Origin of the sequence: Pontibacter ruber (assembly GCF_023630205.1) — a bacterium.
Lineage (GTDB): Bacteria > Bacteroidota > Bacteroidia > Cytophagales > Hymenobacteraceae > Pontibacter > Pontibacter ruber.
Genome location: NZ_JALPRR010000002.1, coordinates 174,284 through 200,325, shown reverse-complemented (window position 1 = coordinate 200,325; position 26,042 = coordinate 174,284). Strand labels below are relative to the sequence as shown.

General features: G+C 50.7%; 16 protein-coding genes. 5 read left to right on the top strand and 11 right to left on the bottom strand.

Annotation, left to right across the window (positions count from 1 at the left end; translation table 11 throughout):
• Positions 1-60 precede the first annotated feature (60 nt).
• Positions 61-2,445 carry a LamG-like jellyroll fold domain-containing protein gene (locus MJ611_RS07695; RefSeq protein WP_250429087.1) on the bottom strand — a complete coding sequence of 795 codons (2,385 nt, stop codon included), beginning with the start codon at positions 2,443-2,445 and terminating at the stop codon, positions 61-63.
• A gap of 296 nt (positions 2,446-2,741) precedes the next feature.
• Positions 2,742-4,424: an SGNH/GDSL hydrolase family protein gene (locus tag MJ611_RS07690; protein WP_250429086.1), complete on the bottom strand. Its 1,683-nt coding sequence runs from the start codon at positions 4,422-4,424 to the stop codon at positions 2,742-2,744.
• Between the two features lie 351 nt (positions 4,425-4,775).
• Here MJ611_RS07690 and MJ611_RS07685 point away from each other — a divergent pair, with 351 nt between their 5' ends.
• Genes MJ611_RS07685 through MJ611_RS07675 form a run of 3 tightly spaced genes read left to right on the top strand, consistent with a single transcriptional unit; the run spans position 4,776 to position 8,705 of the window.
• Positions 4,776-6,251 carry an MBOAT family O-acyltransferase gene (locus tag MJ611_RS07685; protein ID WP_250429085.1) on the top strand — a complete coding sequence of 492 codons (1,476 nt, stop codon included), beginning with the start codon at positions 4,776-4,778 and terminating at the stop codon, positions 6,249-6,251.
• 12 nt (positions 6,252-6,263) lie between these two features.
• Positions 6,264-7,427, top strand: coding sequence for an alginate O-acetyltransferase AlgX-related protein (locus MJ611_RS07680; protein WP_250429084.1), 1,164 nt, complete (start codon positions 6,264-6,266; stop codon positions 7,425-7,427).
• Between the two features lie 36 nt (positions 7,428-7,463).
• Complete coding sequence (locus tag MJ611_RS07675) at positions 7,464-8,705, top strand: glycosyltransferase family 61 protein (protein WP_250429083.1); 1,242 nt, start codon at positions 7,464-7,466, stop codon at positions 8,703-8,705.
• Positions 8,706-8,787: 82 nt separating this feature from the next.
• Here MJ611_RS07675 and MJ611_RS07670 read toward each other — a convergent pair whose 3' ends face one another.
• The 9 genes from MJ611_RS07670 to MJ611_RS07630 form a co-directional block, all read right to left on the bottom strand.
• Positions 8,788-9,984: a glycosyltransferase family 4 protein gene (locus MJ611_RS07670; protein ID WP_250429082.1), complete on the bottom strand. Its 1,197-nt coding sequence runs from the start codon at positions 9,982-9,984 to the stop codon at positions 8,788-8,790.
• 14 nt (positions 9,985-9,998) lie between these two features.
• Positions 9,999-10,787: a nucleotidyltransferase family protein gene (locus tag MJ611_RS07665; RefSeq protein WP_250429081.1), complete on the bottom strand. Its 789-nt coding sequence runs from the start codon at positions 10,785-10,787 to the stop codon at positions 9,999-10,001.
• Between the two features lie 68 nt (positions 10,788-10,855).
• Positions 10,856-12,178, bottom strand: coding sequence for an NAD(P)H-dependent oxidoreductase (locus MJ611_RS07660; protein ID WP_250429080.1), 1,323 nt, complete (start codon positions 12,176-12,178; stop codon positions 10,856-10,858).
• 39 nt (positions 12,179-12,217) lie between these two features.
• The gene (gene rfbC / locus MJ611_RS07655) at positions 12,218-12,781 is read right to left on the bottom strand and encodes a dTDP-4-dehydrorhamnose 3,5-epimerase (RefSeq protein WP_250429079.1); all 564 of its coding nucleotides are present in this window, start codon (positions 12,779-12,781) and stop codon (positions 12,218-12,220) included.
• 10 nt (positions 12,782-12,791) lie between these two features.
• Complete coding sequence (locus MJ611_RS07650; protein ID WP_250429078.1) at positions 12,792-13,883, bottom strand: NAD-dependent epimerase/dehydratase family protein; 1,092 nt, start codon at positions 13,881-13,883, stop codon at positions 12,792-12,794.
• Positions 13,884-13,930: 47 nt separating this feature from the next.
• Positions 13,931-14,734 carry a glucose-1-phosphate cytidylyltransferase gene (gene rfbF / locus MJ611_RS07645; RefSeq protein WP_250429077.1) on the bottom strand — a complete coding sequence of 268 codons (804 nt, stop codon included), beginning with the start codon at positions 14,732-14,734 and terminating at the stop codon, positions 13,931-13,933.
• A 141-nt stretch (positions 14,735-14,875) separates the two neighbouring features.
• Positions 14,876-15,124: a hypothetical protein gene (locus MJ611_RS07640; protein ID WP_250429076.1), complete on the bottom strand. Its 249-nt coding sequence runs from the start codon at positions 15,122-15,124 to the stop codon at positions 14,876-14,878.
• Positions 15,125-15,155: 31 nt separating this feature from the next.
• Positions 15,156-15,977, bottom strand: coding sequence for a WecB/TagA/CpsF family glycosyltransferase (locus MJ611_RS07635; protein ID WP_250429075.1), 822 nt, complete (start codon positions 15,975-15,977; stop codon positions 15,156-15,158).
• Positions 15,967-17,361, bottom strand: coding sequence for an undecaprenyl-phosphate glucose phosphotransferase (locus MJ611_RS07630; protein WP_250429074.1), 1,395 nt, complete (start codon positions 17,359-17,361; stop codon positions 15,967-15,969). Before MJ611_RS07630 ends, MJ611_RS07635 begins: the two co-directional genes overlap by 11 nt.
• Before the next feature lie 1,060 nt (positions 17,362-18,421).
• On the opposite strand from MJ611_RS07630, the gene MJ611_RS07625 reads away from it, so the two are divergent.
• Together MJ611_RS07625 and MJ611_RS07620 are read left to right on the top strand one after the other, a co-directional pair.
• Positions 18,422-24,964, top strand: a complete 6,543-nt coding sequence (locus MJ611_RS07625) for an Ig-like domain-containing protein (RefSeq protein WP_250429073.1) — start codon at positions 18,422-18,424, stop codon at positions 24,962-24,964.
• A gap of 6 nt (positions 24,965-24,970) precedes the next feature.
• On the top strand, positions 24,971-25,981 hold the full coding sequence (locus MJ611_RS07620) for a PorP/SprF family type IX secretion system membrane protein (protein ID WP_250429072.1): 1,011 nt from the start codon (positions 24,971-24,973) through the stop codon (positions 25,979-25,981).
• Positions 25,982-26,042 lie beyond the last annotated feature (61 nt).

Sequence of the window (26,042 nt, the reverse complement as noted above, 5' to 3'; positions counted from 1 at the left end):
GCTCTGCATAAAGTATAACCTTGCTTGCCGGAAGTATGGCGTATTGCTCCACACCCGTCCTTACAAGGCCACGAGCTTCCTGCTTATCGTTTTGTTTTTTGTAACGACCGTCAGATTAAATATGCCTGGCTGCAGGTTTCCGGAAACAGGCACTTTAAGCGTCAAAAGCCCCTGCTCATCGGCTACCACTTTTTCCTGCAGTATGGTTTTACCGGCCATATCGGTAACCATAAAGGTTACTTCTTCGCTCTCGCCAAGGTTAGTTACCTCCACCGAAACTTCCCCTCCCCTGGCTATCGGGTTCGGATACACCTGAAACGAGGAAGCAATCGCGCCACCATACTCTACCATCACAATGTTGGAGTAAGTAGAAGAGCCGTTCTTTTTGTTGATCTTCAGCCTGTAATAGCTCTTCCCTTTGAGTGGCGCCTTATCGGTGTAATCGTACAGCACATTTTCTGTTGACCTGGAGCCGGTTGCCGGCACTTCGCCGATCGGGGTAAAATCCTCTGTATTGGCGGAACGCTCGATGCCAAAGCTTACGGTTTCTATTTCTGCGATAGTTTCCCAATCCAGTTCTACTACACCACCAGCATACTTACCCTCAAACCGGATCAGCTCTACAATCGCGTTATAAACCTGTGTGTACCGTGTTTTGATCTCCGCATCGCTGAGCGCTCTTCCGAATAATTTTACCTCATCCAGATCGCCTTCGTAACGATAACGCGAATCTTCATTCAGGTAACCCATGTTTACAGGCGCAAGGCTTGCAAAACCATACTTATGCGCAAAGCTTCCCTCCGCTACTTTATTGCCATCAACATACACTTTGGTAGAACCTGCCGCTGCATTTCGTACCGCTACCACCTGGTGCCATTTTCCATCGTTTAGCTTAGGACCGCTGCCGCCAACAAAAATTCCCTGCCATTCCAGGTCCAGTAACTGAAAGCCTGCTGTCCCATCTGTACCCACGCCAACCCACCAGTGCACCGCCGACTCTTTGGCAGAACGCCCGATCAGCACCTGGTTCTCGGATTTACTGGCGGTGCTGCGCATCCATAGTTCGATTGTGAAGTTATCATTCGGCTCCCAATCAAAGTTTCTGCCCTGCATCACATCCAGTCCATTGATTTTGCCATCAAAGCGCTGGCCGCCAGAGATAACCCCTGCTACAGGAGTAGGTTTGGAAGCAGCGTCAGCGGTGGCATCGTAGGGAGTATAGTAATCTTTGTAGCGGGTACCGGTGATTTCGTGCAGCATCCAGTGGTGCACCAGGCCGGCCGTTTCCCCGATATCTTTCTTCACTGTGATCTCAAAGGACTGCTTATCCTGCCCTGTGCTGTTTGCAGCCTGTACTGTTACGCTGAATTTACCTGCTGCAGCAGGTGTCCAGGTCAGCTCTCCCGAAGCAGCGTTGATCGTCATACCTGCCGGGCCGGAAACCAATGTATAAGCTGGCGCTGGAGTACCGGTGGCGTTTACATCGTAAATATAAGGCTGCCCTGCTACGCCGTACGTAATGGCTTCGGAAACAATGGATGGAGCAACCTGCTGCGGTCCGCAGTAATTACCGGCACCGCTGTTATAGCGTGAGCGCATTTCGCTTTCAGTTAAGGGCCTGTTGTAAACCATTAGTTCGTCCAGCAATCCTGAAAAGCGATAGCCATTATTAAGCGCCAGATAACCGATGTTTACAGGCACTGTGCTTTCAAAATTATCGGTGTAGGTATAGGGAAAATCTGCGATTGCAAAACCATCTACGTACACCCGGTTCTGCCGCTGTATGCCGTCGCGTACCACAGCCACATGATGCCATTTGCCATCGTTCACTTTTTTACCGCTAGCTCCGATCTTGTGCCCCTCCCTTTTCCGGTCCCGAAGCTCAAATACGGCATAGCCATCCGTATCAACGCCCAGCCACCAGATCATGTTAGAGTCTGTCGCGTTCCGTCCGATTATCACACGGTTATCAGAGGAGCTACCAGTGGTTTGCATCCATACCTCGATCGTGAAACTGCTGTTAGGCCCCCATTGAAAGTTGGTTACTTCATTCAAGTCCAATCCATCATTAACGCCATCGAAACGCTGGGCTCCGCCGAACATACCTGCTGCAGGTTCGGGGCAGGAAGTACAGGTGGCAGTTGCTTCAGAAGTATAATCTTTGTAAGTGCCGCTGGCAGTTTCGTCCATACCAAAGTAGTGCACCAGCCCTGATGGGCATTCGGCCTGCGCTGCCTTCGCTTCCAGGCCATTAGTCGGTGCACTCGCCGCAGCAGCTACCGGGATAACAGAAAAGATGTTGAGCAGGAAGATGAGTGCTGAGAGAAACAGGAGTTGGTGCTTTTGGCATTTCAGGAGTTGGAATAGCCTTGAGCAGGATCGTATTTTAGTTATCAAACTCCTGCGCCGGACCGAGTGGCAGGACGTTCTGTAGTTATGCTCCATGTGTTTGATACAATGTGCTTTGCAAGCTGTGAATACTTTCATTCAGGCTTCCTGAAAGCTTACGGGTTATTGCTAAACAAGTACATACTATCGCCGGCACAGGGGTGGTTTAGCTACCGGAAACAGATATAAGGACTTTTATTTATTTGGATTCTTTTATATTACGCCTATTCCCAAAACAGGTTATAAAAGAGACTTATCATGCTGTTAACCTGCCAATTAAGGCTGTTTATACTTTAACAACGTAGCACAAAAGCTATGCTCGTTTGCTCCTAAAGCACACAGCTGCAGGCCTGCTACTCTACAACAAGCTTGAGCTTTTCTGTTTTTCCGGGCGCTACCACCTGCATAATGTAAAACCCTTTGGGCAGCGGAGTTGAAAAATTTATACTTGTGTTAACCGTACCAAGCGCGTCGGCAGAAAGAGAAGCTGTGTATACATTTCTACCCATGCCATCCACAACCTGAACCGTTAAAAGCTCATTGGCTACAAAACCAGATACTTGCAGCGAAATGCTCCTTCCGTCGCCCGGGTTCGGATATACTTTTTTAACATCAGACCTAGTTTTTCTTGTCAGAGCCACTACGTTGGAGTATTCGTATTTACCATCGACATCTACCTGCCTGAGGCGGTAATAGAGCGTGCCTGTTGGTGCGCTGTTATCCGTATAAGTATACTTCAGCTTTACCTGGCTGTCACCGGCGCCCGGCACAGACCCTACCTCTGTAAAGCGTCCTCCCTCCTGCATGCGCTCTACTACAAAGCGGCTGTTATCTTTTTCTGACGCAGTCTCCCACTTCAGCAGCACATTGTCCTGCGCAACCTGCGCCTTAAAGGAGATCAGTTCCACCGGCAAGGGTGCAACCTGCAATTCCTCAACCAGGCCATCAAACCATACTCTGGCCATTTTCTGGTAACCACTTGCTGTCGGGTGCAGGAAATCTGCCATTTCGCCTCCATGTTCGGGATACTTATAGATAACTCCGGCCCCTTTTTCCATGTCTACCAGTTTTAGCCTGTCGCCGGAGGCTATCCGGTTCTCTGCCAGTGCCTGCAAGCTGTGGTTATACTTGAAGGTATCCTGTGTTTCATCTGGTGTCGGGCAATAGTCGGCGCCATTTTCAGTGTAGCATACCCGCTGCAGGATCTTAGCCAAAATCACGGTTACTTCCCTGCCTGTCTTTTCCTCGTAGGCATCCACCTGGTCCAGGATACGGTTTACGTCGTTCATGTTGTTCTCGCTTCCATCTACCCAATTAGTGCCGACATGCAACAAAACAATATCCGGCTGGTAGGCATCCAGGTAGGGCCCACTTGATCCTATTATCAGTTTTCCACCGGTGGAAGTATAAGAACCCTGCTCCAGAAGACTGGCAATATCTTCGTCGCGTGCACCCGAAAAACCGGCATTGTCATCATCTGCCACATACGTGCTACCCGAATGCTGGCTCCCTACAAAATCGAAAGGTATGGCAGCAGTTTCAAGTAGCTTGTACAATTCACCCCGGTAGGCAACACGTTCCGAGTAGGGGGTGATGGGATTACCATTATTATCGTCGTCTCCAATTTTGGTACCGAAGGTGTTGGAATCGCCCAAGGGCATAATCCTGTATACATAGTTTTCGGGATGTGTGGTGCCACTCACGATCTCGCTGGTACCCAGCAGAGCCCCGCTGTTGTAATACTGTATTCTGTAGTAAACTGTCTGGTTGTACCCAAGTCCGGCATGGCGGTAGGTAGTGAGCGGAGCATTAACTGTGGTTAGCTTGGTAAACGTACCGTCCGGTGCTGCAGCCTGCTCTATAACATAGTGTGAAGCACCTTCTACAGCGTTCCACCGGATGCTGAGCGCACCCCTGAGAGAGGGCGCAACCCTTACAGCATTTGCTGCAAAAGCAGAACGGGCAGGGAAGGTGATAAAAAGCAAGGATAACAACAGCAGCACTGTATGGCTCCGCACCGGGTAATTGTAGAGCATATTGCAAGATTACGTAATAGTCGAAATGCCTGTATTCAAACGGCCGTTTCCGCTGTTGGTTATTCTTATTTACATAGTACTTTTTGCACTTTTTTAAGTGGATAATAAATTAGTGTTACAACATACCCCATCAAATACAACACGCAATCCACTAACAATCAATATATTATACTTAAATTATATTTTAAACAAAAAATATAGCTTCAAAAGCCCAACCTTTTAGCCAAACAACTATATAATATACTTAAATCATACTGACCAACACCCAACTCAGATCAGTGCAAACCCTGTTATTTCAGCATGGCTGGCCTGAAACGATTTGTGCTTTATTAACACCCTAAGACTGTTTGTATGCTATTTAACTCTACTGAATTCTTTATTTTCTTTCCGGTAGTAGTTACGCTATACTTCCTGACTCCTTTTAACAGAAGGTGGCTGATTCTGCTTCTTGCCAGCTACTACTTTTACATGTCCTGGAAGCCGGCTTACGCTGTTATACTGATCTTCTCAACCATGGTGGATTACCTGTGCAGCCGGGCAATGGGCAGGTATGATGACAGCGAGAAAGAAAAGCGAAAGCCTTACCTCTGCATCAGTTTGTTTGCCAATCTGGCCACTCTGCTCCTGTTCAAGTATTATAACTTTTTTAATGACAGCGCACACGAGCTCGCTCAGGCACTGCATGTGCCCTATGCCATGCCTGCCTTTGAGCTGCTCCTGCCCATGGGCATCTCTTTTTATACTTTCCAGACGATGAGCTACACGATAGACGTGTATCATGGTCGTATAAAACCAGAGCGGCACCTGGGCATTTTTGCGCTCTTTGTCACGTTCTTTCCGCAGCTGGTGGCAGGCCCGATCGAGCGGGCGGGCAATTTGCTGGGGCAGTTGCACGAGTACCATAGCTTTGAATACAGCCGGGTAGTGGCAGGTCTGCGGAGAATGGCCTGGGGCTTTTTCAAAAAGATCATGATTGCCGATAACCTTGCCCTGATGGTAAACCAGGTATACAACAACCCCGTTGATTTTGAAGGCATTTCGCTCGTTATCGCTACCGTGTTCTTTGCCTTTCAAATCTACTGCGATTTTTCGGGCTACTCTGATATTGCCATCGGTGCCGCCCAGGTAATGGGTTTCCGGTTGATGGAGAACTTCCGCAGCCCATACTTTGCCAAATCCATACCCGAGTTCTGGAGCCGCTGGCACATCTCCTTATCTACCTGGTTCCGCGACTACCTCTACATTCCATTGGGTGGTAACCGCGTGGTAAAGTGGCGCTGGTACTACAACCTGTTCATCGTGTTTCTGGTAAGCGGCCTGTGGCACGGGGCAAACTGGACCTTCGTAGTATGGGGTGCCCTGCACGGCATGTACCAAGTGTTTGGTATGATCACAAAAGAACAGCGCAACCGTTTGGTACAACAGATCGGCCTTACCAGCTACCCGCAAGTATACAAATGGGTGCAGGTGCTGACCGTGTTTGCACTGGTATGCTTCTCCTGGATTTTCTTCAGAGCCAACAACATCGGCGATGCTTATTACATTATCCGCAACAGCATTACCGGATTAGGTAACATTACACAGCTGAATACAGTAAATATTAACCATATTCTATTTTTAGACCAGGGAGTGAAAGTATTTACAGTATCGGTACTCTCCATCATCCTGATGGAAACAGTGCATCTCATACAGCGCAACGGCAGCGTATCGCAGCTCATCCTGCAGCGGCCGGCCTGGGTGAGGTGGAGCGTGTACTACCTGGCCATCATCGTCCTACTGCTCTTCGGGCAGTTCGGACATCAGGAGTTTATATACTTTCAGTTTTAAAGAGATAAGGTTATGCAAAACACTGGCGTAAAAAAGCTGCTGCTGAAACTAACCTTGCTGCTACTTCCCTTCGCAGTCTGGCCGCTTATCGAGGCTGCTGTGCTGCCCATTAATTTCTTTACGTTCAGAGTATGGGAGACGCTTGCCGTAAACGAGATGCAGATCATGTCTGGTCCCTTTTACCCGAACATGTACATCAAAATGGAAGAAGAGGGAGAACTGGCCCCGCACACCTCTTTTGCTAAAAAGAAGGTGGTGGAGTGGTATACCGATGCATACGGCTACCGCAACCGCGACTCGAAATGCGATGTGCTGCTGATCGGGGATTCGAACATCACCGGAGTAAAACTGACACAGGAAGAAACACTGGCCGAGGTATTGGAGCGTCAGCTCAACAAGGAAGTATACTCCTTTGCTCCTGCCACCGTGAACCGCTTTCTGGCTACCAGCCGTTTTCAGCAAAATCCGCCGGAAGTGGTGATCGTATCCAGCATCGAGCGCCGTATACCAGCCCTGCCAGCTGTAGGCTCCAATGGTTTTCAGTCTAAAGTAAGGGATTTCACAGGTAATCTTATTGGCTCATCGCCTGTACTTACGCACCTGGCCGTTACAGCCGACCGCATTTCCAAACTCGCGCTTTACCGCCGCACCCTGGCAAGTATAGACCGTGCCCTGGGCAAGAAAGAATACATTGCCTACGACAACCAGTTTTTTATACAGGGCGATACAGCCAACCGGACCTACAGCCAGGAAGAAGTAAATCAGATTGCAGATGTGCTGGAAGGCTACCGCAATGTGCTTCAGGCAAAAGGCATGCGGTTTTTATTCCTGCCGATACCAAACAAAGAAAACATTTACTACCAGATGCTGCCTTCGCGCCGGAAACCGGATTTCCTGCCACGGCTGATCGCGGAACTGCGCCAGCGCAACATTGATGTGGTAGACACCCAGAGCACTTTTGAACACATGTACCATGCCGAGAATACGTTTTTGTTTCCCAACGACGATGGCCACTGGAACGATATCGCCGTAAAACAGGCGGCGAATCTGGTGGCTCAGCAGTTAAACAACAGCCCAAAGTATAACACAGAACAAAAAGAAGAGAAATACCTGGTAGGATACACCGGGAAAGATAAAACTGAAAACAACTTAACTACCTATCAACCTGCAGAATAAAAGGTTGTATAGCTTAACAAACCGGAAAAAATGAATATGAGAACCTTGTATAAGAAAGGCACCCGAAAGCTGAAGAAGATCTTTGGCAAATTCGTACCCTATAACACACGCTACAAGCCCAGCGGAGTGTGCAGAATCACCCTTAATGACCTGTCGATCATCAACAAACGGGAGGTGAACGTACACAACATATACCCCAGCCACGTTACCACCCTCAATATTTCAGAGGACCTCTACCAGGCCTGTTCTGATTACTGGAAGCCCAAGCGCAGTGTCGAAACCGACTACATGATCGTGGAGGTACCCAACGGGCGCGTTTATACGGACAACGAGAGCAGCGTAGCCATCATCAGCCAGTACAACCGTGTAGTGGAAAACGTATCACTGAACCTGACTTATGGTATTGTAACGGAGCCAAACCTCAACAATATTTTTGAGCAACGCTACTTTACGATCCCTGAAAAGTATGAAGGTACCGTCTTCTCCCTGCTTTCCGGCGGGGCAGGCATCAACAACATCAGCCACTGGTTCCTGGATGTGCTGCCACGCCTGCATTTGCTGCGCAAAAGCGGATTGTACGATACGATAGACTGGTTCCTGGTGCCGAGCCTCAACTACGACTACCAGACTGAAACGCTCGACATGCTGGGCATCCCGCGCGAAAAAATTATTGCCGGCGACCAGCACACGCATATTGCAGCCGATTGTGTAGTGGCCTCCACGGCGCCGCGCGGCAGCCATACACTGGTGCCTGTATGGCTCTGCCAATATCTCCGGGACGCCTTCCTGCCGCTTGTTGAGGACGAGGAGTCAACAAGTAAAGATGAAAAAGACCCCTACATCTACATCAGCCGCAGCGACTCCAAGATCAGGAATGTACTCAATGAGAAAGAGCTGCTGGAGAAACTGGAACCGTACGGTGTAAAAACCATTGTATCGAGCCAGCTGTCGGTGAAAGAGAAGATCAAACTTTTTTCAAAAGCAAAACTGGTTGTATCTGCCACCGGTGCAGGCCTGATCAGTATGATGTTCTGCAAACCGGGCACAAAGGTACTGGAGATCTTTAACGAAGGTTTTGTTGTAGAGCCTTTCTATGATATAGCCGATAAGGTTGACCTGGATTATGAGTACATTATCTGTAAGAGCACAGGGAAGGTACGAAATGTAACACAGGGCCAGCGCCAGCACCTGAAAGTGGATGTAGATAAAGTGCTCGACGTCTTCCAACGGGTTGCTGTAGAAGAGAAAAAAGAGACACGCCGCATCAAAGTAGCCTAGCCAACATCACACTAAATAACAAGAGCGCCTCTGCAAGTTAAATGCAGAGGCGCTCTTGTTTAGTAGCTGATAGGTTGGCTGATTAAGTATGCAGCTCCAGTGCTTCTTCCTGTTTCGCCAGGCTACGGTACAAGCCGATCAGCTGGTTATAGTTGCCCTCGTAGGTATACTTCTCCAGGAATGTCTGTCTTGCCTGCTCATACAGCGCTGCCTGCTCGGCGTTTGCTTCCGGGTTATACTTCTGCAGCACCCCGGCCAAGGCCTCAGGACTTCCGGTTTTAAAATGCAGCCCGTTATACTTGTCGGCTACAAGTTCGTTGATGTTTTCGATATCGGAAGCGATAACCGGTGTGCCGGTGCTGTAGGCTTCCAGTATGGTGCGCGGCATGCCTTCGTACCAGATGGATGGAAATACCAGTGCTCGGCTTCCTTTCAGCATCTGCATGATGAACCCGCTGTCACGGAAGCCCAGGTATTCTACGTTTTCATACTTGGCAGCATACTCTTCTGCTAAAGGAGCCAGCGGTCCTGTACCTATAATTTTGATTGGGAAATCAGCCAGATCGCGTGCCTTCAGCAGCACATCAATTCCCTTCTCTTCCGTCAGGCGGCCGATGAACAGGAAATAATCCTGGCGCTGTTCCGGGCCAGTGTAGCCTTTGTCGTCCACGCAATTGGGCTTTACCACAATCTGCTCCGGCTTCAGCCCCAGGCTGGAGTTCAGGAGCTTTTGCTTGGCAAATTCTGTCAGCACTACGTAGCGGGTAACTTTGTTCCGCCAGGTGCCCACCAACTTGTGGAACGAGGTCATGAAAGTAAGCTGGGCCGTCTGCAGTTTTGACCCGCGATGGCAGCCATGGATGATACCCTGCAGCGGAAGTATACTTTGTACGCATTGTTCGCATACTTTACCATCTCGCAGCAGCAGGGCCCCGGAGCAGATCAGCCGGAAATTGTGCACCGTGAAAAACACCGGAATTTTATACTTGTTAGCCACGAAGAACACAGCCGGAGAAGCTACATAAAAGAAGTTGTGCACGTGGATCACCTCCGGACGGAAGGCAGTAATCTCTGCTTCCAGCGCTTTAGCCGCATCCGAGTTGTAAAACATCTTGTACGACAGCTTCAGTACCGATGCCAGCGAATCAATGCCACTGTTGTCGAATATCAGTGAGCGTACCTCGTGGCCGTGCGCCTGCAGGAGTTCAGTTTCCGCTTCAAAAACGCTGTCTTCGCCCCCTCGCTCCTTGTACTTGTTATGTATGAATAAGATTCTCATGTACGATGTTGTTACTAGGGAGTGCCACTGTATTGCTGCACTGCCCGCTGCAGGTCTTCCGGCGTGCCGATATCGAGGCAAGTGCCTTTTTCAAACACCACGCTTTCTACCACAAGACCTGCGTTTATACTTGCCTGCATCACCTCTCCCAGGCTCAGTTCGCTTCCTGAAGTATGATCTTTTATACTTGCCAGGTACGTGTGCAGAAACGCTGTAAATTTTGGTGACCAGGCTGCTACTGTCCAGGAGTAGCGGGCATCCACAGGTCCCGGTTTGGGTATGATCTGTTGTACGCGCGTCTGCCCTTCTGAGAGGTATACCATATCCCATTTATGCGGCTCCGCTACCGGAAACAACCCCAGCACCAGGTCGGCTTTACGCTCCTCCAGCCGCTGCAGCAGCGATTGAAATACATTTGCCTGCTGCACGATGATATCCGGAAAACCGAAAATCACCGTGGCATCTTTTACAAAAGGATACGCCTGATCAATGGTATACGGCACGCTGGGCGTCTGGTGCAACAGCAGATAAGCCAACCGCTGACCAACCATCGTGCCGTCGCCGTAATAATTTGCAATATCCCATTTCCCGCTCCGTAACAAAATGTATGTTTTCTCTACGCCGGCAGTGCGGTATTGCTCCAGCAGGTACTGGCTCACAACCATCGGCCGCGTTCCTTCCTGTCCTTCGCGAAAGCCGATCGGGAACAGCTCCTTACTACAAGGAAGTGGTGAGATCCGTGTAGCCATTCCTCCGGCCGGCACGATTCCCACCACTTCTCTCTGGTTTATACATTGCGCCATACCTTAATCAGGGGCGTTTATGCAAAGTATAAGCAAGAGTCCCTGCTTATACTTGCGCTTGTTATACTTTAAACAGCTTCTACGTTAGCAGCTTCTTTGCTGAAATAAGCTACCTGCTCTTTACGCAGTTTGTCTACAAGTCGTCCTTCCGGCAAAATTACATCGTCATACGTCAGCACGCGGTCTTTTGGCACATCGTGCTTCAGGATACAGCCTTCTGCCACACCAATTGGCAACAGGTTTTCCTGCTGCGTAGTGTCAGCGTTCTCGCACAGGCCGTAGGTCATGTAGTGCCCGATCGGATCGATTATTTCGCCTGCTTTCAGGTCGATTTTAGCGGCTGCTACCACTTCTACACATGGGCCGTACGTTGGCGTAAGGGCTGCGTCGTTAAACAGCACGGCACGCGCTACAGTACTTGGCACTTCGAAGTGGCACAGGTGGTACGGCGTGTAGAACAAGTACAGCGGACCTTCGCCCAGCTTGTAGAGGTTCAGGTAATGCTGCTGTGTCGGGTGGTCGTGTGTGCCCAGTACGAACACGCCCGGTCCTGGCTCTGCGCCTACGATGTAATCCACAATACCCGGTCCTTCCAGCAGTTCCTCCAGTGGGTACAGGTTGTGCACCACATCTTTCAGCGGCGTACCCGATGGAACAGTTGGCCCGTGCATGCCGCGTTTGCCTACGCGCATTCCGGTACCGTTGGCTACAATGGCCTGCTCAAACGAGATTTTGCTGCCATCGGCAAACGAGGTCACCATCGACGGGTTCTGTCCCCATTTCTCGGCAAACCCTTTCTGGGTAGTTGGGTTGCGGTACGGGTCGTGCAGGCCTTTGATGTTACCACAAAGCACCGGCTTCACGCCAAGGCCCTTCACAAAACGGTACAGGTTCATGATCACACCCGGCTGGTCGCCGTCGGCATTCGTGAACACCACGCCTGCTTTGTCAGCGTATACTTTCAGAATAGGACCTACGGTGCCATCTACTTCGGCATTCATCATGATGATGTGCTTGCCTCCCTGAATAGCGCGCATAGCTACGTTGGTACCGAATTCTACAGCACCGGTTACTTCAATGATGGCATCAATGCCTTCTGCGTCGCACAGCAGCATGGCATCGTCGGTGATGCTATACTTGCCGTTGCGGATGTTTTCTTCTAGCTTGGAAAGGCTGTTGGCCTCCTGTACGTCTGCTACACCGGCTTCGGTGTAGGCTCTTTTTGCTTTCTCGATGTCGCGGTTGGCGATGGCCACCAGCTCCATACCCGGCACATAGTTGCAGATCTGCAGGGCAATGCCGCGGCCCATGAACCCGGCGCCAACCATGGCTACCCGGATCGGATTGTTTTCTGCCTGACGCTTGGCCAGGGCGGTATCTACTAATATCATGTTTGTTTTGCTAAGGGTGGATATAGAAAAGCTGCCGGACTAAACCAGCAGCTTTCCCTCAGTTTCTTTGGATACTTCTTCAAAATCAGGATGTGCCTGATCTTTCTCAGAGATCACAACCGGCTCGATTGGCCACTGGATGTTAAAGGCAGGATCATTCCAACGAATGCCGCGTTCAGCACCCGGCGTATAGAACTCAGTAACATTATAGGTTACATCGGTGTTATCTTCCAGCGTAATGAAACCGTGTGCAAAGCCTTCCGGCACAAACAGCATTCTATAGTTGTCGGCGGTAAGCTCCACGCCTATCCACTGTTTGTAAGTTTCAGAGTCCGGACGCATGTCAATGATCACATCATAAATTGCACCACGTGTGCAGCGTACCAGCTTGGTCTCCTCATTCGGAGCTAATTGCATGTGCATGCCGCGCAGGGTACCTTTCTTCTTGTTATAAGATACATTGGCCTGGCGAATGTCATTGGTTAGTCCAAATTCTTCAAACTCTTTCTGGCAGAACGAGCGGCCAAAAAAGCCACGCTCGTCTTCCAGGCGCTTCACATCTATGATAAAAGCACCTTTTAATTTGGTTTCTGTAAAGATCATGTGCTGGGTGTTAGGCTGTTTCTAATTTTGTTTCCTGCTCCGATACTTTGGAGATGCTGTGGTTCCACTGCAACTGCTGGTTAATCGCTTCCGACTCCTGCAGGCTGGTAAGCACCATCAGGCGCATGTACTGCGAGTTGCGGAAGTTGCCGTCTTTGAAACCCATAGTTGTTAAACCATCGCGGAGCTCCTGAATGGCCTGTATTAACGTAACCTGTGGCTGGTAGTTAGGTGCCAGAGACTTGAACAGGTCGAAGTTCACGCGGTACGATCGCTTATCCGGAGCAGCCTCCAGGTTCACGCTTACTTCCGTACCCGGAATTACTTCAGCTACAGCTTCTGCGAGTTCTTTAACCTGGTAGTTCCACTCGTTGCTGCCGGCATTCACCGCCAGGAACTCGCCACCGTTAGAAGGTTCACGCGTGATCGCCCACTCAATGGCACGAGCCATGTCTTTTACGTGGATCAGCGGACGCCAAGGGCTGCCGTCGCTCAGGATGTTGATCTTACCGGTTGATACTGCACCAGCTACGAAGTCGTTGAGTACCAAGTCCAGGCGCAGACGGTCGCTCATGCCGCAGGCCGTAGCAAAACGCAGGCAGGTTACGGTAAAACCATCGCCTGCCAGTGGCGCCAGTTCCTTCTCAGATGCTACCTTAGAGCGGGCATACGCCGTCAGCGGGTTCAGCTCCGAATCTTCGGTCTTCGCCTGCTCGGAAGCTGCGCCATACATGCTGCAGCTCGATGCAAACACATAGTTCTTCACACCGGCCGCTTTCGCCATTTCGGCTATACGGATAGATGATCTATAGTTAACATCCAGTGTTATGTCTTCGAATTTAGTACCCATCGGGTCGTTGGAAATGGCAGCCAGGTGCACTACAGCGTCCACTCCATTCAGTACCTCTGCCGGCATGGTGCGCACATCTCCAAACAGCTGCTGATCGAGCTTGGCTTCCGGTAAGAATTGGGCATTTGTAAGGCAGGAGGCAAAATAGGCCATATCATAGCCGATAATAGTTGCTTGCGGGTACGTAGCGCGCAGCTGGCTAACAACGCCAGGGCCAACGTAACCCATATTTCCGGTTATCAGGATTTTCATACGTTACGGGTATATTTCAACAAAGGGGGTTTATAAAAAGGGAGGTATTAGTTGATAGCGTTTGACAACATTTTGTGCCATACATTCCACGGCGCTTTACCGCTTTGCCATAGCTCTTCCAGCACGTGCTTGTCGCGCAGGGTATCCATTGGCTGCCAGAAGCCGGTGTGGCGGTAAGCAGAAAGCTCGCCCTCTTGTGCCAGGCGTTCCATAGGTCCGCGCTCCCAGATCGTACTGTCATCTTCTATATAGTCGATCACGCCGGGCTCCAATACAAAGAAACCACCGTTGATCCATGGCATGTCGCCGCCTTCTGGTTTTTCCTGGAAGTGGCTCACCTGCTTGGCTTCGTTAGAGAGCGTGAAGGCTCCGAAACGGCCTGGTTGCTGTACGGCTGTAAGTGTAGCCAGTGTACCTTGCTCTTTGTGGTAATTGATGGCGGCAGTAACATCCACATCGCTTACACCGTCGCCATAGGTCAGGCAGAAGGTTTCGTCTCCGATGTAGTCTTTCACGCGCTTCAGACGGCCACCGGTCATGGTGCCTTCGCCCGTGTCAACCAGTGTTACCTTCCACGATTCGGTGTTGTTGCGGTGCACTTCCATGCTGTTTTTGCGCATGTCAAAAGTCACGTCGGAGTTATAGAGGCAATAGTTGGCAAAGTACTCTTTGATCATGTGGCCTTTGTAGCCACAGCAGATAACAAATTCGTTTATGCCGTGTGATGAATATATTTTCATGATGTGCCAGAGTATCGGCTTGCCTCCGATCTCTACCATAGGCTTTGGTCTTACGCCACTTTCCTCACTTATTCTGGTTCCGTAGCCACCTGCCAGTATAACTGCTTTCATTTCTATAAGGGTTTTAGGTTTTCAAATTGGTTTATACACTTCAGGCTGTGTTATGCATTACGAAATGGTATGTTTTAACACAGACTGTAGTTGATACGTCAATTGCTATATTTTGATGTAACTAAATTTTATTTTTTAGTTTTATTTTGTCAGCACCCGGATACCCACAGAAGGGCGGAGGTGTGATGTAGGTGATGGGAACAGTTGAGGGCCGTTGCTGCAGGCAAAACAGTTGGTATAACCACGGCTTTGCAACATGGCTTCGCAGGGGATGCGGTTTCTTCTATTGGTGAGCCTGGCATTGGTATAGTGCTGCCGCACACACTCGCGGTAATGGCTGTAGGGCAACCTGAAACGATAATAGTGTTCTATGTATTTCCGCCATCTCATTACTGGTTTTACCCTAGTTGTCCGTTTCTGGTTACCCGGTGGTGCGGTAACTTCGCTTCAGCTTCTGCTGCAGCAGCTCTTTCATCGTCAGGAATACAAACAGGCTGTTGGTTACCAGGTAGCGCTTCCATAGCCGTTTGGGCTCCAGGTACAGCCTGTACGTCCACTCCAGCGACAGATCGCGTGCCCATTTCGGAAGTCGCTTCTCAAGCCCGGCAAAGGTCAGGAAAGCCTGCCCTACACCCAGCATGCACGCCTGCACCCTTCCCTTATGGTCGGCCATCCAGCGTTCCTGCTTCGGACAACCCAGTGCTACAAACACAAGGTCAGGCTTTGCATCATTGATCATCTGCGTGATCGATTCATCTTCCTCTTTTGTCAGCTGACGGAAAGGAGGCGAGTAGTAACCGGCAATGCGCAGCTCCGGATATTGCTCTCTGGCTTTGGCAACTACCGTTTCCAGCACCTGGTCTGTAGAGCCGTAGAAGTATACCGATTTGCCACGTACTGCTGCTTCCTGCAACAATCGGGGCAGCAGGTCCATACCGGCTACACGGTCTTGCTGCTGGCCGTAGAAAAGGTGCATTATTTTCGATACCGGGCTTCCATCCGGAGTGGCCACATCGGCTTTGTTAAGCAGCTCGTTAAAATGCTTGTCACGATACGACTCTACGAGCATGTGTACATTGGCAAAACATACATAAGAGGACGATCGGTTTTCAGTGAGCCAGAAAATATGCTCCAGGAAATTATTAAAAGTACCTGCCGAGATAAGGGAGGTCAGCAGCCTCCTTTTCTCTTTTAAAGGAGGCGCTGCCTCGGCAGTAAGTATATCAGGTGAATTAGTAAGCATTTTTTTCGCCCTTAATCATATTCCAAACAGTCAGGAAAATTATTCTCATGTCCATCATAAAACTCCAGTTTTCCATGTATTTAACATCATACTCCACGCGCTTCTCCATCAAATGCACTTCCTTGGTTTCGCCACGGAACCCGCTAACCTGAGCGTACCCGGTGATGCCTGGTGTTACAAAGTGTCTTATTTTATACTTGGTAATCACTTTTGAATAGTGGTCCAGCTGAGACACCAGGTTAGGACGTGGTCCTACAACCGACATATCGCCCAGTAGCACATTGAAGAACTGCGGTAACTCATCCAAGTTTGTTTTGCGCAGGAAAGCCCCCACTCGCGTAATACGCGGATCATTCTTGGTAGCCTGCAGTTCAGTCTGGTTGTTTACGCGCATCGTTCTGAATTTGTAGCACACAAACAGCCTGTTTTTCTTACCTGGTCGCAATTGCTTGAAGAAAATTGGTCCAGGTGAGCTGATACGTATTGCCAGCGCAATGATTGGCAGCAGGATCGGGAACATAAACAGGATTACCCCAAGCGAGAACACAATATCAAAGGCACGCTTTACCAAACGGTTTGTGATCATTTCGAGCGGCTCCTTACGGATGCTGATCATAGGGATGTTATTGTAGAAATACATGTTAACATCCCGCTGCACGATCGCACTGAAATCAGGCACTATTCTAAGGTACAGGAAGTTGTCATCTGCAAAGGCAGATAGCTCATCGATCTGCTCCTTGTTGTTGAGCGGCAAGGTATAGTATACTTCATCAATGCTGTTCTGCAGGCAAAACTCTTTCAGATCATCCACGCTTCCTTTTACCAGGTTGCTGTACGGGCTGTTCATATCGGGCTCATCGTCGAAAAAGCCCATGAATTTTGTTCCCGGATTGTCGTTGTTGTTGAATGTCTGGTACAGCGCTATCGCTGCAGGTCCTGTGCCTACGATCACGAAGCGCGAGTAAGCCATATCCGAACGCGTGAAGTACTTATTTACCTGCGCTAGTACCAGGCGGCTAAAGCCGATAAGGAGCGCTGTTGACAGGTAAGTATACAACAGCAGCAAACGAGACAACTGTTCTAAGTTGAATATTACGATGCAGCTGGCCAGCAGGAAAGCATGCAGTATAAAAGCGTTCAGCAGGTTAGCAAACTTTTTCTCTAAAGGCACAAACCCATCCACCCGGAATACGAAGTTTTTGAAACCGGATACGATCCACCACATCAGTCCAAACATTACAAAGAAGATGCTGTATTGGTGTTCGAGCTCCAGGTTACCGTATCGGAAGAGGTTTGATATCTTGAAAGCAAAAGCTATAAGTGTGATATCTAGTATCAGCAGAAAAATTCTATTGATATTAGAGTAGTGGCGGTATCTGTTCATAGCTTATTATTGTAATTTTTTAATCATGTCCGCAAATAATTTAAGAATCCTTTTCTACAGGAGGAACCCTGCGTTTCTAGCATCACATTAGAAAAATTATATCAGGACAGGTTGGAGGCGTTTCCGGCTTTTGTTGAAAGAGGCAAACCTTGTATTAACACACCACATGCAACTTTTATATATTCAAAATACACTATTCTTAATGTATATGGTTATATTAATTTCTTATATAACTTTATCTAATTAGCTAGATTCATACCCTCAAATACGTGCTGCTACAAGGGAAGGTTTATAAAAAGTAAGACATTTATTAATAAATTTTAATAGGACAATATATAAGAAAATCACTATTATTTTTTCTACATATAGAAGATGTTCTGAAACAAATATGATCTATGCGGTGGAGAGCATTTTTAGTGGCTGGAGGATATACTGGGTGGCCGTACGCAATATTTTAGTGGAAGCTACTGATATTAAGCAATTTAATAAATAGCACTTTTTCTACCAACCTATACTTAATAGGTACACCTACCTCATCTTTTGAGTACAATTCTCCCAAGCCTGTCATTACCTTTCACCTAAGCCCTACACTCCTGAGCAACAACTAACTACAAAGACAACTAAGTACAAATTCACCCCTCTAAGAATAGCACCAAAAAAAAGTTTTAGTTATTGAACTTATTCAATCATTTAGTGCTTTGTCAGTCTATATAAATGCACAATGCCTTTATAGGCGAGCCTCATCTTAATTAATACTTTTATTTAAAATATTATTAAAGTACAATTTATGAATAAACTATACACCATTTCTGATTTGCACAATACGGTATCCCGATCTCAAGGTTAATATTTTTAGCCAGGAAAGCAGGATATACACCCGCTCCTAACTTCTTTTTTACAGTCCTGAGCTGCATGAACTGAGCCCACTATAGTTTATTTCAGGTTATTATGCCCGCTTCATGGCTACGGTAACCAGGAACAGACTTTGCGTGCCTGATTTACTGTGCTCCGAAAGGACTATACAACATTTAACTATAGCCAACTACTACCAAAACTTAATATGCAGCTGATAAAGAAGAGCATGTTCCTGCCTGTGCTCGTCCTGTTTTATCTGCTCTGCCCAGGCAAGCTCCTGGCGCAAAGCTGCACCCCTGTTATATCTGCTACTGGCAACGCTTCGCTTTGCCAGAACGAACAGGTAGTGCTTATGGCCAGCCCGGCCGCCAGTTACAAATGGTCTAACGGCGCCACTTCCCAGTCCATCACCGTCACTAAACCTGGCGATTACAGCGTTACCACCACAACAGCAGAGGGCTGCGTAGGCACCTCTGCGCCTTTTACCGTGGCCGGCACCCCCGACGCCAGCATCGAGGACCCGAATTTCTTCTTCACCTACTGTAGCTACTCCGGCAGCGCAGCCTCGTTTAACTTGGAAGTACAGAATACTTCGAAGACCAAAGCCACCAACAAGAGCTACACCATCAACTGGGGCGATGGCAAAATCAGCACCTACGACAAAGATTTTGAGACAGCCAGTCACACCTATACTTCGGCCGGCTCTTTTAAGATAATCGTGACTGCTACCGGAGAAGATGGCTGCACCGGCACTTCCACAGAACAGGTGTTTATCGGCAGTAACCCTGGTTTGGGTATCACCAGCGATGGCAACAATACCAACTGTGCACCAGCAACGTTTGAGTTCAAGATCACGGGTGTGGAAGGCAACTCTCCGCTCACAGTTTATACGTTCCAGTTCGACGACGGCACCCCGGCCATCACCTACAAGCACTCCGAACTGCCTGCCGACCGAATTCTGCGCCATACCTTTACTGAGTCGTCGAAAGACAAACCAAACGGCTTCACGCTGCGCGGCACCGCTACCAACCCTTGTAACAACTCCATTGCCACCTTTACAGGTATCCGTATTTCCAAAGGTCCTGTGGCTGATTTTGCAGTTTCAAACAAGGTGTGTATCGGCGTTCCGATCAAGATACAGGACCAGACAAAGAGCGGCTACGACGCTTCTTCCAGAACCGACAAGTATAAAGTACAGTGGGAAATACAACCGGCAACCGGCTGGACCTACATAGCCAGCAACAGCACCACGCCTTCCCCTACCGTTCGGTTCGATGTACCAGGCGAGTACAAGCTTATCCTGACCGCTACGCCGCTGGACCAGAACTCTACCTGTATGCCCAGCACCAAAGAGCGCACCATCATCGTAAACGATATCCCGAAAGCAGACTTCTCGTTGAGCTTTAATGGTACTTGTGCCCCTGCCAGCTTTGCGGCAACTAACAAATCCACCGGGCAGGACCTGCAGTACCTGTGGCAGGTAGACGCTACCGATGGCTGGGCCTTTGCGCCGGGTTCCCAGGCTTCTTCGGCCAATCCGGTTTTCAACTTCACAAAGGCTGGCAAGTATAAAGTATCGCTTATCACGAGCAACAACTGCAGCATTACCAGCACCAAGGATACAACCCTTGTTATAGCAGACCAGCCGATTGTAAAATTACCGGAGCCAAATACCTATTGCGGTCCGCAAACCATCTCTTTTTCGGAAGCTAACAAGGATCACCAGCCTGTTTACGACGCGCAGTCGGGCGAGATCACCGGCTACCGCTGGTCTGTAAAAGGCCCTGCGGAGGCGGTATTTGCTTCGGGAACCAGCAGCACGTCGGCCCATCCAAGTATAGAATTCACCACGCCTGGCACCTACGAGGTATCTGTTGTTGCCATCAACAGCTGCGGCGAATCCGAACCGGCTACGCAGGTGGTTACCATCGATCCGGTTCCGGTCGTCAATGCCGGCGACGACCGTATTGTCTGCCTGAACAGCGGCACTTTTAAACTGGAAGGCTTACCGGCAGGCGGCACCTGGAGCGGCTCTGCGCACGTGCAGGCCGACGGCACCTTTAACCCGGCTGCTGCCGGCACCTTTACCCTAACCTATACTTATAAAGCCGGCACCTGCGAAATTTCGGATCAGATGGCGGTTACGGTAAACACTCTTCCGGAACCACCAAAGGCCGAGCCAGTCACTATTATGTGTCCGGGCAGCAGTGCTATACTTCGTGTTCTAAGCCCAAAGGGTGAAATTGCCTGGTACGATGCGCCAACAGGTGGCAACCTGTTGTTTACAGGTGCTGAATTCCCGACGCCGGCACTGGAGAAAACCACCACATTTTACGTGCAGACAAGTATAGCCGGCGGCTGTACCAGTACCCGCACCGCGGTGACAGTAGATGTATACCCTGCCACACCGGCCCCGGTGGTAGCTCCTGTTATCCTTTGCGGCACCGGCAACAAGGCTACCTTGGTAGCCGAAGGCAACGCCGGCAAGTATGAGTGGTATGAAGATGCCGCTGCCACCAGACTGCTGGCTATTGGCAAGGCTTTTACGACAGAGATTCTGCCGGAAGGCAAAACCACCTACTATGTACGCGGTGTTACGAACGGTTGCTACAGCCCCTTGATAGCTGCAGAAGTAACCATACTTTCGGCACTGGATAAAAACACGCTGACCGGTGTGCCAACTATTTGCAACGGCCAAGCACCGGCTACTATTACCGGATCTACTCCTCAGGGCGGCGACGGCAAGTATACGTACTACTGGGAGGCCAGCATCACCAGCCCGACAACCGGCTTTGAAAAGATTACCGGCGCAACCGGCAAAGACTACAAGCCAAGCACCCTTACCCGAACTACTTGGTACAGAAGAGTAGTGGTCTCGGCCTCCTGCTCCCATACTTCTGCAGCCGTGGAAGTAACCGTTACGCCGGCACTTACCAATAACACCATCACCGCCACGGCTCCTGTCTGTGTGGGCGGCACCGCCGGCGAACTGATCGGCAGCATGCCTATCGGAGGTAACAAAGTATACGAATATACCTGGGAGAGCAGTACAACGGGCGCTAACGGCAGCTTTACGACTGCAGCCGGCAACAACACAGCTCAGAACTATAGCCCGGGCACGCTAAGCACCACTACCTGGTTCCGCCGTAAGGTAACCTCAGGCCCATGTGCTGAAATCGTGAGCGCGGTGGTGGAAGTGAAAACGATCAAGCCGATCACCAACAACACCATTTCTTCCAGCCAGACCATTTGCAAAGGTTCTTCTCCGGCCGTATTGGTTGGCAGCCCCCCAGAGGGTGGCACCGACAGCAACGTATACCGCTGGGAAATGCGTACCCAAGGCGGCGCTTACGAGCCGGCCAGAGGAACCAACAACGGCCTGAACTACACCCCGCAGATCAACGACAAAACCATGTGGTACCGTCGTGTGGTAACCGGAGGCCCGTGCGGCGAGAGCATCAGCAACGAAGTACAGATCACGGTACAGCCGGCTATCGAAAATAATACCATCGAGATCGCAGGTCAGCAGATCATCTGTAAAGGCATGGCGAAAGCTACACTTACCGGAGCGACTCCGGAAGGTGGCAGCGGCTCTTATACCTACCGCTGGCTCTACAGCACGGCCGGGCCTAACGCTACCTTCGAGCCGGCACCGGGGGCCAATACCGCAGCCAGCTACACCAGCCCGGCTGTCCTTACCAATACTACCTGGTACAGGCGCGAAGTGGTATCAGGTGAGTGTATCAGCTACTCTGCTGTGGTGGAAGTAACGGTTGTGGACTTGCCAGCAACGCCTGTGGTAGCACCTGTTACGGTTTGCGAAGGCAGCCCTGCCACGCATACCGTGAACAGCAACTCGACCAACACCTTCCGCTGGTATGCTTCGGCCACAGCCGATACGCACCTGTACGAAGGCTATAGCTTTAAGACTCCTGCGCTCCATGCCACTACTACTTATTATGTGGAGGCGGTGAACGTAAACGGTTGCGGCAGCAGCGAGCGCAAGGCCGTTGTGGTAACGGTTAACAAGAACATCAGCAGCAACTCCATTACCACCGTCACTGCCCCGGTTTGTGCCGGTCAGCAGCCAGCCTTAATTACTGGTTCTCAGCCGGAAAATGGCAGTGGTACTTATACGTACCGTTGGGAAAGCAGTGAGAAAGGTCCGGAGACAGGATTTAGCCCTGTAGCAGGCGCAACAGGTATTTCTTACCAGCCGGGCGCGCTGGATAAGCCAACCTGGTTCAGAAGAGCGGTAACTTCCGGTCCATGTGCTGAAAGTATAAGTGCAGCGGTGAAGGTGGAAGTATTGCCTGCCATCAGCAACAACACGCTTATACTTGCCAAGGCAACCATCTGCGCAGGCGATGTACCGAACACGATTACGGGGGCAGCTCCGGCAGGTGGCAGCGGCCAAGGCTCTTATACCTACCTGTGGGAAAGCAGCACAGACGGCGTGAACTATACTTCAGCTGCCGGCACGAACAACCAAAAGGATTATACTGCTCCTGCTGCGCTTAGCACCACCACCTGGTACAGACGTACCGTGTACTCCGCTCCTTGCGCGCAGTCGGTAAGTATGGCCATTAAAGTGGTGGTGCAACCTGCTATCACGAACAACACCATCACCACGAAAGAGCAGACCTTTTGTGCAGGGGAGCAACCGGCGCAGCTGCTGGCGGCACGCCCTGCCGGCGGCAACGACCAGCCAGTATACCTGTGGGAAAGCCGTACCGAAGGCTCCGGCCGCGATTTTGAACCGGCAGCAGGCGTAAACAACGGCATGAATTACCAGCCGGGCGCGCTGACACAGACCACATGGTTCCGCCGCAAGGTAACAGCCGGCGAGTGCTTTAACATGTCCGAGCCAGTGCGTGTGGTGGTAAACCCGGTAATTGCCAACAACACCATCTCCTCCGACCAGACCATCTGTACCGGCAATGCACCTGCTACCATAACCAGCTCAACTCCGACAGGCGGCGATGGCACCAAGTATACTTTCTACTGGGAAGCAGCAGGTGCTGACGGCGTGTTCCGCAAGATCAGCAACGCCACTTCTGCAAGTCTGACACCAGGTGTACTGACCTCGACTACCCAGTACCGTCGCGTAGTAACATCAGGCGCCTGCTCGCAGGTATCAAATGTGGTAACCATCACGGTTTCGCCGGCCATTGCCAACAACAGCATCGGCCTGAAGCAGAGCATCTATGCCGGCCAGACACCGGCTCCGCTCACCGGCACCCTGCCAACTGGAGGCGCCGGCCCGAACAGCTATACATATGCCTGGGAAAGCAGCAAGACCAAGGACGGCAATTACCAGCCAGCCGCTGGCCTGAACAATGGCCGCAACTACAGCCCACAGCCGCTGCAGGAGCCGATGTGGTTTCGTCGCCGCGTGTTCTCCGGTGGTTGCGAGCAGGTTTCCGAGCCGGTGCTAATCGATGTGATCCTGGGCATTACGAACAATAATATCTATGCCGACCAAACCATCTGCGCGGGCAACAAACCGGCTCCGCTGAACGGTTCGGTGCCAAAAGGCGGCGATGGCGATAATTTATACTTGTGGATTGCCAGCACCAAAGGCCCGAACACTGGTTTTGTAACGGCGCCTGGCAACAGCAGCGGCCAGAACTACAGCCCGGCTGCCCTCACGCAGTCAACATGGTTCCGTCGTGTGGTGGTTTCAGGTCCTAATCCGGATACCAGCGCAGCAGTACTGATTACAGTGAAGCCGCCGATGGCCAACAACAAGATCAGCACCAGCCAGACCATCTGCTACGGCACTGCCCCTACTACCCTGACAGGTACCCTGCCAACCGGCGGCAGCGGCAACTATACGTATTTGTGGGAGAGCAGCACGGCTGGGCCGGACAAAGGTTTTATGACAGCAGCAGGTGCCTCTAACCAGCAGCACTACAGCCCGGGCACCCTGACGCAAACCACCTGGTTCCGCCGTGTGGTAACATCTGAGTCCTGCGACAGGCTGGTAAGCGAAGTAGTAGCCGTTACCATCACGCCATTGCCAGCATCACCGATTGCCAAAGGTATCACCATCTGCTCCGGCACCAGCACCACCCTTACCGCCACCGGAAAAGGCGGCAGGCTCGAGTGGTATACGTCAGCAACAGGCGGCAATCCGGTAAAAGTGGGCGACAGCTTCACCACACCAATCCTGATCAGTACCACTACTTATTATGTGCAGGAAGTATCCTTATCCTGTGCCAGCGAGCGCAAAGCGGTAACGGTAACGGTTACAGCTCCAAGCGCCAATGCCGGCGAAGACGTGACCATCATCCGGGGCAGAAGCACCACGCTGGAGGCAAGCGGCGGCATGAGCTACTCCTGGTCACCGGCTGTGGGTATGAGCGATGCCAACGTGGCTAACCCGCTGGTAAAGCCGGAGAAGACCACCACCTATACGGTAACCGTGACCACGGAAACAGGCTGCGTGTTCACCGACCAGGTGACGGTAACGGTGCTGGAGCATGTGTTTGTACCGAACACCTTTACCCCGAACCGCGACGGTGTGAACGATACCTGGGAGATCCTGAACCTGGAAAGCTACCCGAACTGCAAAGTGCAGGTATTCAACCAGTGGGGCAACGAGGTATTCAGCTCGCAAGGCTACAAGGCTCCATGGGACGGACGCCAGAACGGGCAGGAACTGCCATTGGCTACATACTACTACATCATTCATTTAGATAAAACAGAAAAGCCGCTGACAGGAAGCGTCACCATTGTTAAATAACCGTCTATGCAAAAACTTTTAGCCTTTGTTTTTGTGCTGCTACTGGCCGGTCAGGCACTGGCCCAGCAGAAGCCGCAGTACTCGCAGTACACGCTCAACAACTACCTCCTGAACCCTGCCATTGCAGGCATCGAGGACTACGGTGACCTGAAGCTGGGTACCCGGCACCAGTGGTCGGGGCTGGAGGGTGCGCCGCAGTCTTATTACCTCACCTTCCACATGCCTGTTATGAAGGATGTGACACCGGTAAGGTATGGTTATGCAGGCAAGCCGGCCAAGGAAACCCCTACGAAAAAGAACGTGCACCGCCGCGTGCGGCCACACCACGGCATCGGCGCTTCGGCCATGACAACCAGGACAGGTCCTTTGAAGCGTAGCAGCGTGAGCTTCAACTATGCCTACCACCAGCCGCTTAGCCGTACGCTGCGCCTTTCGGCCGGTGTGGCTCCCGGCCTGATCCAGTATAGCCTGGATCCTACTTCTATCCGGGTGATCGACAAGAACGATCCGGCACTGATGGATGGACGTGTAAACGAGCTGAAGTTTGACTTGAACATGGGACTTTGGCTGTACTCGCAGCAGTTTTATGTTGGTGTGGCTGGTGCACAGCTGGTGCCAAGCAAACGCGAGCTGATCACAACCGGCAGCGGCGACGATAACGAGGGAAGCCTGCAGAAACACTACTTCGTAACAGGTGGCTACCGCATCGATGTGGCACCGGAAATGGCGGTTATTCCATCAGTGATGGTGAAAATGGCCCAACCCAGCCCGGTTTCGGTAGATGCATCGGTAAAGGCTATTTATGCAAACAGGTTGTGGGTGGGCATGTCATACCGTCACAAAGAGTCGCTTTCGGCGATGGCAGGATTGAACGTGAGTCATTTACTGGATGTAGCTTACGCCTATGACGCGGGCACCTCGCCACTGGGCACCAGCAACGCCGGCAGCCACGAGGTAGTATTGGGTTTCAAATTACGGAATACGAGCAGAGTACTTTGCCCGCAATGGGCCTGGTAATGTTTAAAATAGTAAAGTATAGTTTTGTGTTGAATGTTATATCAAAGGGGCAGCTTCTAGC